At 38.2% G+C, this 10,825-nt stretch carries 7 protein-coding genes; 4 read left to right on the plus strand and 3 right to left on the minus strand.

Annotated elements, in window-relative coordinates; all coding sequences use genetic code 11:
* Positions 1-5: 5 nt before the first annotated feature.
* Both DI487_RS01155 and DI487_RS01160 read right to left on the minus strand, forming a co-directional pair.
* Positions 6-5,975 (minus strand): T9SS type B sorting domain-containing protein, encoded by a 5,970-nt coding sequence (locus tag DI487_RS01155; RefSeq protein WP_109568021.1) that lies wholly within the window; start codon positions 5,973-5,975, stop codon positions 6-8.
* 17 nt (positions 5,976-5,992) lie between these two features.
* Positions 5,993-6,406, minus strand: a complete 414-nt coding sequence (locus DI487_RS01160) for a hypothetical protein (protein WP_109568022.1) — start codon at positions 6,404-6,406, stop codon at positions 5,993-5,995.
* 215 nt (positions 6,407-6,621) lie between these two features.
* On the opposite strand from DI487_RS01160, the gene folE reads away from it, so the two are divergent.
* The 4 genes from folE (at position 6,622) to lgt (ending at position 10,317) form a co-directional block, all read left to right on the plus strand.
* Positions 6,622-7,296, plus strand: a complete 675-nt coding sequence (folE, locus tag DI487_RS01165) for a GTP cyclohydrolase I FolE (protein WP_109568023.1) — start codon at positions 6,622-6,624, stop codon at positions 7,294-7,296.
* A 28-nt stretch (positions 7,297-7,324) separates the two neighbouring features.
* A complete protein-coding gene (gene cysS, locus DI487_RS01170) occupies positions 7,325-8,803 on the plus strand; it encodes a cysteine--tRNA ligase (protein WP_109568024.1) in 1,479 nt (492 codons plus the stop codon).
* 244 nt (positions 8,804-9,047) lie between these two features.
* A complete protein-coding gene (gene yidD, locus DI487_RS01175; protein ID WP_109568025.1) occupies positions 9,048-9,296 on the plus strand; it encodes a membrane protein insertion efficiency factor YidD in 249 nt (82 codons plus the stop codon).
* 100 nt (positions 9,297-9,396) lie between these two features.
* Positions 9,397-10,317: a prolipoprotein diacylglyceryl transferase gene (lgt, locus tag DI487_RS01180; protein WP_245896484.1), complete on the plus strand. Its 921-nt coding sequence runs from the start codon at positions 9,397-9,399 to the stop codon at positions 10,315-10,317.
* A 44-nt stretch (positions 10,318-10,361) separates the two neighbouring features.
* Here lgt and DI487_RS01185 read toward each other — a convergent pair whose 3' ends face one another.
* Complete coding sequence (locus DI487_RS01185; RefSeq protein WP_109568026.1) at positions 10,362-10,814, minus strand: gliding motility lipoprotein GldH family protein; 453 nt, start codon at positions 10,812-10,814, stop codon at positions 10,362-10,364.
* Positions 10,815-10,825 lie beyond the last annotated feature (11 nt).

Below are 10,825 nucleotides of genomic sequence, written 5' to 3' on the forward strand. Positions count from 1 at the left end.
TTATTTTATCGTTTCAACGAGAAGTGAGCTTTAAACTCTTTTGCCACACCATTCTCTTGATACTGTAGACTAAACCAGTAGTCTGTTGATGGTAAAGGATGCCCATTGTAAGTCCCATCCCATCCTTGACTCTCATTTAATGTACTTATTTGTTTTATCAATTTACCATAACGGTCAAAGATATACAATTTAGCTTCTGCCTGATTTAATCCAACAATATTCCAAGTATCATGTATTCCGTCTCCATTCGGTGTAAAATACTTAGGATAGTCTATCACCGTTACCGTATCCTGTAAGAAGGTACATCCTTGTGTGTCTACTACAGTGATCTGATGTTCTCCCGAACTTACTCCGGTAAACACATTGCTCGATTGTAACGATTCCTCATCCAACTGATACAGGTAATCTCCGTTACTTCCTCCGGATACCGTTACCACTACCGTTGCACTATCCGTAAAGGCATCCGTTACCGTAGTCACTATATTTGTCGCAGGATTGGTCTCCTCTACTACTACAGTATTGGAGATCCCTTCACAATTTGTGTCCAGATTCGTTACCACTACATAATAACTCGCTGCCTCTGATACCTCTAATGTTGAATCATTAGATGATGTTGCTACTGATACAGGACCACTTCCGGCATCCATAAACCATTCAAACTGATAGTTACCGCCACTGAAGTCTCCTGCATTCAATATCGTGGTCTGATAAACCACACCGCTTACCTGTTCCACACAAATGGCACTGTTTTCAAGTTCCGGCTCTGGCAATGGGTTCACATAAACCGTAATGTATTTGATCTCGCCCATACAACTACCTAACTGTGTCCAGACTTTGTAGATCACATATCCCTGACTATCGCTTGTTGTAAACAACTGATCAGGTATTTCTGCAGGCAATACATTCGTATTACCCGGTAAAGCTCCTGTTACGCCTACGGCATCCTGTACTTCCCAGTAAACCTCTACACCCGTTATGTTAGGGTAACCTACATAAATATCCAGATCGTCATAAACAATCTCTCCGCTACAGATCTCAGGTGCTACTGTTGGCTCTAAGATACTGCCCGGTATCGGATTTACCGTTATGGTATCGCTCACGATCACAGGACCTACACAAGTCCCTAAAACAGGAGTGATCTCAAAGTATACTGTTCCGGACTGCATAGGATCATTCACCGTAAACGGTAATGAGATCGTACTGTCTGTTGTTCCGCTGGTGGAACCTGTTGTACTCAATCCGCTGGTTTGTGCTACCCAGTTGAAGTCCATACCTGTAGGAAGACCTGAGATATTAACCTCTACCACATCTCCGCTACATACAGATACTGAGGCTATGTTAATGTCGATATTTGCCGGATCAGGCATCGGATTTACCTGTATGGTAAATTCTTCTTCTATTCCTGAACAACTACCTCCACTTAATACCGGTGTAATCTGAACCGTAATGTAACCTACCTCCAATAAATCTTGTAGGTTCACTACCTGGTTGATCGCTACGGTTTCATCTCCGCCTTGTACATAAGTGGTATTGTCAATATTCACAATCGTTGCACTCCAATAGTACGACGTTGTATTGTTTAATGTAAAGGAGATATCTGTTGATGTTCCGTTACAGATCTGATCGGAATATACCAAATCACTAATAGATGGTGTCGGATTGATCGTTATCGTTACATTATCTCCTAACGGTTGTACACAAGCAGGTGTCGTTAAAGATGTTACACTTACTAAAGTGTAAGTCGTATCTACTGTTAAGTCAGGGGTTGCCCAATTCGTATAACTTCCTGACGCATCTAATTGTACCTGATAGGTTGATGCTCCGTCTGTAAATTCTATTGTTGCATTTGGTGTTCCGCTAAAATCCAAGAACGTTGCTCCGTTTAAACAAACTGCACTGCTTTGCGCACTGATACTTGCTGTCGGTAAAGGCAATACTGATAATGTACTGCTGTTTCCTACCGTACTTGAACACGTAGTTGAAAGGTTGGTTATCATACTCAACTCCAAGTTTTGATCTACCGTTACATTAGCTACCGGTACACTTCCTGTCCCTGATGATGATAATGTTACACTACCCGGGGTTCCGTTTAAGGTATACTCTACCTCTGATCCCGGAGTTCCTGTAATGGTAAAACTACCCGAGGTTCCCTCACATACCGGACCGTCATTAGTCACAGAGGTAATACTTGGCAGAGGATTAACGGTTACCGTACTGTTCTGACCGACTACTACCGTACAACCATTATCTATAGATATTATATTTACTACTACATCTGATGTAGCATTGTTAACCGAAATACTACCCTGACCTGATGTATCTAACTGTACTTGTGTGCTGCTTCCTCCGTCAATTGTATACGCTACATAAGCATTTGCTGTTCCTTCTACATAAAACGTTGCCGTTTCTCCTGAACATATCGGGCTGTTATTACTGATACTTACAAAAGTAGGACTCGCATTTATAGTTACATTTACTGCTTCCATAGCTGCACAACCATTAACTGAATTCATAATATAATATGTGCCGCCGGCATCTATTGCTGTAGGATCGGATACCGCTACCGTTGCTGCTGCATCTTCCCAATAACTCAATGTCCCTATTGTTGTACTGCCGCTAGTTACAGCAGGATCCGTTATGTCTACTGTACTTGGTGTACATACCGATGCAGGATCATTCACTACAAAACCAGGAACTGAATTAATTGTCACTGTTACAGGCTGAATATCACTACAACTACCTAAACTACTCATAATGTAATACGTGCCGCTGACATCTATCGCTGTAGGATCGGATACCACTATCGTTCCGGCTGCATCTTCCCAGTAACTCAACGTCCCGCCTAAGGTACTACCTGCTGTTACAGCAGGGTCTGTTATGTCTATCGTTGTAGGTGAACATACCGATGCAGGATCCGTAATCACTAAACTTGGCGTTGGATTGATCGTTACCTCTACAGGCTGGATATCGCTACAACTACCTTGCGCATTCATAATATAATATGTTCCACTGATATCTATCGCTGTCGGATCGGATACTGCTACCGTTGCTGCTGCATCTTCCCAATAACTGAAAGTCCCTAAGTTTGTACTACCGCTGGTTACAGCAGGATCCGTTATGTCTACTGTATTAGGCGAACATACCGCTGAAGGATCTGTAATCACTAAACTTGGCGTCGCATTGATCGTCACTACTACAGGCTGAATATCACTACAACTACCTAAACTACTCATAATGTAATACGTGCCGCTGACATCTATCGCTGTAGGATCGGATACCGCTATCGTTCCGGCTGCATCTTCCCAGTAACTCAACGTCCCGCCTAAGGTACTACCTGCTGTTACAGCAGGGTCTGTTATGTCTATCGTTGTAGGTGAACATACCGATGCAGGATCCGTAATCACTAAACTTGGCGTTGGATTGATCGTTACCTCTACAGGCTGAATATCACTACAACTACCTTGCGCATTCATAATATAATATGTTCCACTGATATCTATCGCTGTCGGATCGGATACTGCTACCGTTGCTGCTGCATCTTCCCAATAACTGAAAGTCCCTAAGTTTGTACTACCGCTGGTTACAGCAGGATCCGTTATGTCTACTGTATTAGGTGAACATACCGATGCAGGATCTGTGATCACTAAACTTGGCGTCGCATTGATCGTCACTACTACAGGCTGAATATCACTACAACTACCTAAACTACTCATAATGTAATACGTGCCGCTGACATCTATCGCTGTAGGATCGGATACCGCTATCGTTCCGGCTGCATCTTCCCAGTAACTCAACGTCCCGCCTAAGGTACTACCTGCTGTTACAGCAGGGTCTGTTATGTCTATCGTAGTAGGTGAACATACCGATGCAGGATCCGTAATCACTAAACTTGGCGTTGGATTGATCGTTACCTCTACAGGCTGAATATCACTACAACTACCTTGCGCATTCATAATATAATATGTTCCACTGATATCTATCGCTGTCGGATCGGATACTGCTACCGTTGCTGCTGCATCTTCCCAATAACTGAAAGTCCCTAAGTTTGTACTACCGCTGGTTACAGCAGGATCCGTTATGTCTACTGTATTAGGTGAACATACCGATGCAGGATCTGTGATCACTAAACTTGGCGTCGCATTGATCGTCACTACTACAGGCTGAATATCACTACAACTACCTAAACTACTCATAATGTAATACGTGCCGCTGACATCTATCGCTGTAGGATCGGATACCGCTATCGTTCCGGCTGCATCTTCCCAGTAACTCAACGTCCCGCCTAAGGTACTACCTGCTGTTACAGCAGGGTCTGTTATGTCTATCGTAGTAGGTGAACATACCGATGCAGGATCCGTAATCACTAAACTTGGCGTTGGATTGATCGTTACCGCTACAGGCTGGATATCACTACAACTACCTACTGTTGTGCTTATATAATAAGTACCACTGACATCTATTGCTGTCGGATCGGATACTGCTACCGTTGCCGCTGCATCTTCCCAATAATCAAATGTCCCTGTATTGCTACTACCGGCCGTAACGGAAGGATCTGTTATGTCTACTGTATTAGGCGAACATACCGCTGAAGGATCTGTGATCACTATAGACGGAACTCCCAAAACATTTAACTCAAAAGTCGTCGTACCGTAATCTCCTGTAGCATTTTCCTCTAATCGAACGTAAATCGTCTGGGGATTACTCGTATTGAGATAGGCATTGAAAGGTGTCGCTAAATCTATAGTTCCGTCATCGGCTCCGGCCTGCGTCGTATGGTACGTTATCGTATAATCAGATGCAGGTGTATACGACCCTAATACTGTAGCGTCTTGCTGCGTTAAATCAAATGACTCTACTCCGTCTCCGTCTAAATCACATAAATATAAATCAGAAGGCTGTGTTGCGGTAACACAAGTACTTAAATTAATTGTAAAATATTCGTCTGCATTAGCACAACTTGGATTTCCTGCATTTTCAACTCTGACATAAATCTCAGTTGAAGCAGCCGTTGGCATAAAAGCACCCGGATTTTGAATATAGTTAGAGGTACCTCCCCAACATTCAAAGACATCCAGATAAAAATAAACGACATAATTCGATGGATCATTCGGAGCCACGATTGCAGAAATCTGAGAATTCAAATCAAAAGGGCCGCACCCCGACATATCGCTTGGTGTATTTAAAACCGGAGGTGACGAGAAAACAACATCTACACTATCTGTAGCTACATCGGAACATCCCGGACGAACTACTTCAACACTCCAGGTTCCTGATTGACAAACCTGTAATGTATTTACATTCGTTGATTGGTAAAATACCGTATCTAAATACCAAGAATACGTTGGTGTACCTGCTTGCGTAGGAGCTTGGTTAAACTCTGCCGTTAAGGTATAACAACTAACATTAGTAGTACAAAAATACTGGTCAGCGCCTAAATCAACACCACACACTATATCACAATCAGTAGATCCTGCTCCGGATTGTCCTTGATTTGTTTGATTTAACTCTATATATCCTGAATTATTAGAATAATTAGTTACTAATAAAACATAAAATTCTCCCGCTATTCCGTTAGGAATTGAAATTGTTTCAGTTGCAGCAGCAGAATAACTACAATCGACAATATTATCTACTGTCGCTCCCGGACTATAATCGTACAAATCGACACAATTAGGTCCTGTAAAAGGTCCCCAAAGAATAAAATCGACATCTTGATTATTGTAATTAGGTGCATTATTCCCTTGATTTAAAGTAAACTCCAAATTTCCGGATTCCGATATTTGGAAATAAAACCAAGCCGGATTAGGTGTAGTACCTAAACATCCTGGCCCTCCGAAAGAAGGAACTCCTGTTGTATTAGGAAAAGGGGCCACATTACCAGAACATATAGGATCTGCAGCATCACAAGTCGGAGACTGAGAATACCCTACAAAAGACAGTAATAAAACGAATTGAAAAAGTAATTTCTTTATCATTATCTAGCAATAATTAATTAAAAAAAAGAAAAATACTTCCACTCAGAAGTTTCTGAGCAATTATTATTTCTCACAATCAATCTATATTTAAAACATTTTGACATTAACTCTAAATGTCTAATTTTTCTCTCTTCAGTACTTTTAAAGTCTTTATCTGTACTTTTAATAGTTACAACATCTCTCAAATCAGTTGCATCTAAACCATTAAAGCAATCTAAGATCGGAACGATCTCAATTTCAACTAAATCTTTTTTTAAATTCAATTTTGAAAAATCCCAGTTTAAAGAAACATATTCATCTTTTGGTGACATATTTTCTTTACTATTTAAAACCTCAAAAGAAAAATTAAATTTACATTTATTGGTTTTGGATTGAGAAAAGCCCGAATAAAGGCCAATTAAAAACAGAAGAATAAAAAATATTTTTTTCATTTTTTCATGGATATAGTTAGGTTCACAAATTTACAAATATTTAATATTAAAACACCTTTTTCTTAATAATTAACATTTTTTATCTATTATTTAGTTTTCAAAGTAAATGAAATATCCAAAAAAACTCATAAAAAACCATTTTTATTTTAGCTTCTATTATTTTTAAAGTTTTAGTTATCTTTGCGAATTAAAAAAAGCTTTATAAAACCATAAAAATGATTCAAAACGAGGATTTACAAGACGAAATTGGCAATAACCACATTGCTACAAGTGCTCAGACTCCTTTACGCGAAGATGCATTTGACCTTTCAGATGATCAAAAAATAGAATTAATCAAAAAAGACGTTGAGAATATTTTACATACCTTAGGAATGGATTTAACTGACGACAGTTTAAAAGGAACTCCTAACCGTGTTGCTAAAATGTTTGTCCGTGAAATATTCAGTGGATTAAACCCTAATAAAAAGCCTAGTTCATCAACTTTTGAAAACAAATACAAATACGGTGAAATGCTGGTTGAAAAAAACATCGTAGTTTACTCTACTTGTGAACATCATCTTTTACCTATAGTAGGTAGGGCTCATGTTGCTTATATTTCTAACGGAACAGTAGTGGGGCTATCAAAAATGAACCGTATTGTTGATTATTTTGCAAAGCGCCCTCAAGTACAAGAGCGACTAACCATACAAATTGTACAGGAATTGCAAAAAGTATTAAATACTGAAGATGTTGCTTGTGTTATTGATGCAAAGCACTTATGTGTTAACTCAAGAGGCATTCGCGATATAGAAAGTAGCACAGTCACAGCTGAATTTGGAGGACAATTTAAGGACAAGAATGTAAGAAAAGAATTCTTAGACTACATCAAACTTGAAACTAAATTTCATTAATAGACAAAAACTCACATACACTTTTTAGATGAAACTTTATACATCCCAAACACTGAAAATTTATAATTCCCTTAGTGGAGAAAAAGAAATATTCAAACCTATCCATGAAGGAAGAGTTGGTATGTATGTATGTGGACCTACAGTTTACAGCAACGTTCATTTAGGAAATGTCAGAACTTTTATGAGTTTTGATGTCATTTTTCGTTATTTATTGCATTTAGGCTATAAAGTTCGATATGTAAGAAATATTACAGATGTCGGTCACATGGTTGATGATGTTGATGACGGAGAAGATAAGATTGCCAAGATGGCTCGCTTGGAAAAGGTTGAACCTATGGAAATCGTTCAACGCTACACCGTTGATTTTCATGAAATTCTTAGAGAATTCAATCTTTTACCTCCTAGTATAGAGCCAACTGCAACCGGACATCTTATTGAACAAATAGAAATCATCAAAGCCATTATTGATAATGGCTATGCTTATCTTTCTAACGGCTCTGTGTATTTTGACGTTGTTAAATTCAATAAAGATTACAAATACGGTATTTTAAGTGGTCGTAACTTAGAAGATATGATTGCCAACACCCGTGATTTGGACGGTCAAAGTGATAAAAAAAATCCTCAGGATTTTGCTCTTTGGAAAAAAGCCGAACCTGAGCACATCATGCGTTGGCCTTCTCCATGGAGTGACGGATTTCCCGGTTGGCACTTAGAATGTACAGCCATGAGTACTAAATATCTGGGAGAAACCTTCGACATTCATGGCGGAGGAATGGATTTAAAATTCCCACATCATGAGTGTGAAATCGCTCAGTCAGAGGCTTGCACCGGACACAACCCTGTAAATTACTGGATGCACGCTAACATGCTGACCCTTAACGGTAAAAAAATGTCTAAATCAACCGGAAATAATATCTTACCGCAAGAAATATTTTCGGGAGATAATCCGAATCTGAGTAAAGGCTTCAGTTCTGGTGTTGCTCGTTTTTTCATGATGCAGGCACACTACAGAAGTATTTTAGATTTTTCTGACGAAGCCATTTTAGCCGCCGAAAAAGGATACAACCGATTAATGGAAAGTATTGAACTTATTGATAAACTTAAAGCTTCAGATAGTTCCAGTTTAAATATTGCAGAATGGACACAAAGTTGTTATGATGCCATGAATGATGATTTCAATACTCCTATTTTAATAGCCCAGTTATTTGAAGGAATCAGATTTGTTAATTTAGTTCATGACGAAAAGGAAACTTTAAACGCTACTGACATCGAAACTCTAAAAACAACTTTAGCTACCTTTGTTTTTGACGTTTTAGGGATTAAAGATGAAAAAAATACCAGCGCTAACTCTGACAAATTAGACGGAGTACTTAATATGCTTGTTGGTATGCGAAATCAAGCCAGAGCTGATAAAAACTGGCCTTTATCAGACCAGATAAGGGACAATCTGGCTCAATTAGGTATCCTATTAAAGGACGGAAAAGAAGGAACTACTTTTAATTATTAATTGCATTTAATTTCAATAAAAAAAGGATTGGTAAAAAACCAATCCTTTTTTCTTTTTAACAATTCTATAAAACTATAAATTAAAACAAAAAATCGTTTGTTATTTCTAACCAACGCCCAAAAAAATGAAATTTTAAAACTACAATACAAAAATAAGTACTCTTTTAAGTATAAAAGCTGACATTAATCATGTTCTCTTTTATCTTTCAAATATTATTTAATAATTTTACTTCAGAAGACTGATTATGTGCTCAAAAAACAACAAAATAACCCTACGTTCAATACTCATTGCTCCATTCCTTTTTATAATCCGCTTCTATCAGGTGGCCATTTCTCCGTACACTCCTGCTACTTGCAGATACGAACCCACATGTTCACATTATACAGTAGAAGCGTTAAAAAAACACGGACTATTTAAAGGGGGTTGGCTGGCTATCAAAAGAATCCTGAGTTGTCACCCTTGGGGAGGTAGTGGATACGACCCGGTTCCCTGACAATATTGCTCTTTAAATTTCAGATTTAAGTCCTTTTTATTTCAATTTCTTTAACATTTTTACCAATTTTAATCCTTATTTTAGCCTAAAATAAATACTTATGCTTGCCTTAAACATGGTTTGGAATCCTTCTGAAGGAATAGACATCGGTTTTTTCACCCTGCGTTTTTATAGTTTAATGTTTGTTGTCGCCTTTGGATTAGGCTGGTACGTCATGAAAGCTATTTACCAAAGAGAAGGTGAATCTTTAGACAAACTGGATAATTTATTTGTATATACTGTTTTAGCCACTCTTATCGGTGCCAGATTAGGACATGTTTTTTTCTATGATTGGGATTATTTTAAAGACCATAAATTAGAGATCTTACTACCGATCAGAGAAACAGCTCAAGGTTGGGAATTTACAGGTTTTGCAGGCTTAGCAAGTCACGGTGCTGCTATTGCAATCATATTAGTAATGATTTATTACAGTAAGAAAGTAGTTAAAAAGCCGGTTCTTTGGATTTTAGATCGTATTGTAATCCCTGTTTCCTTAGGTGGGATCTTTGTTCGTCTGGGAAATTTCTTTAATTCAGAGATCGTCGGTACTCCTACTACTTCTTCTTTCGGAATTAAATTCATCAGAGACTATTACAGTCCTAGATCAGCAGTGGAAAAGACAGGAATTACCAATGTTAATCAAGCTTATGATGCCATTGCAAACAATCCTCAATATGCCGAATTATTAAATGCTGTAACGCCTAAACATCCGGCTCAACTATACGAAGCATTCGGATACATTTTTGTATTTGCCATTCTGTTCTATTTATATTGGAAAACAGATGCCAGAAACAAATTAGGTTATATTTTCGGTATCTTTTTGATCTTACTTTGGACCGTTCGCTTTTTAGTAGAATTCGTGAAAGAAAGCCAAGGAGGTTTCGAAAGTGCCTTAGGTGTTTTTTCAACCGGACAATGGCTAAGCATTCCTTTCATCATAGTAGGTTTCTACTTAGTATACAGAGCTAAAAAAACAGCTTAAAAGCAATAATAATCGTAAAAAAAGCCGAGTGAACTCGGCTTTTTTTACGGGGTCTTTTTAAGCCGTATACCTACTCCTAACATATTAGGTAAATAAGTTCCTTTAAATCCGTTTTGAACCACTACTCTATACTCTCCCTCAGACAACTTTATTTTCGAACTCACAGGGATATATAAATCACAAATATCTCCTACACACTCGCCTAACTCTTTTCCATCATCATCTTTAAAACTAACCACTAATTCTTCTCCTAAAAGAATCTGTTCCTCTTTCAATAAATACACTTCAACAGGCACCTGTTCAAATTGAAAATCATAAATATGCGCCAGATGCAGTTCCAACTGATATTCGCCTTCTTGTTCTATCGCAAATTCAAATACTTTATCATCTGCTTGCTGCCAACGATTATTAGTCAAACTCTTATCCAATTCATCCACAACTATATTTTGATTACAGGCTATTAGCAACAACAATACTAAAACAGAAATTTTCCTCATAACAAATACAT

The sequence above is a fragment of the Flavobacterium sediminis genome, assembly GCF_003148385.1.
In the GTDB taxonomy this organism is placed as follows: domain Bacteria; phylum Bacteroidota; class Bacteroidia; order Flavobacteriales; family Flavobacteriaceae; genus Flavobacterium; species Flavobacterium sediminis.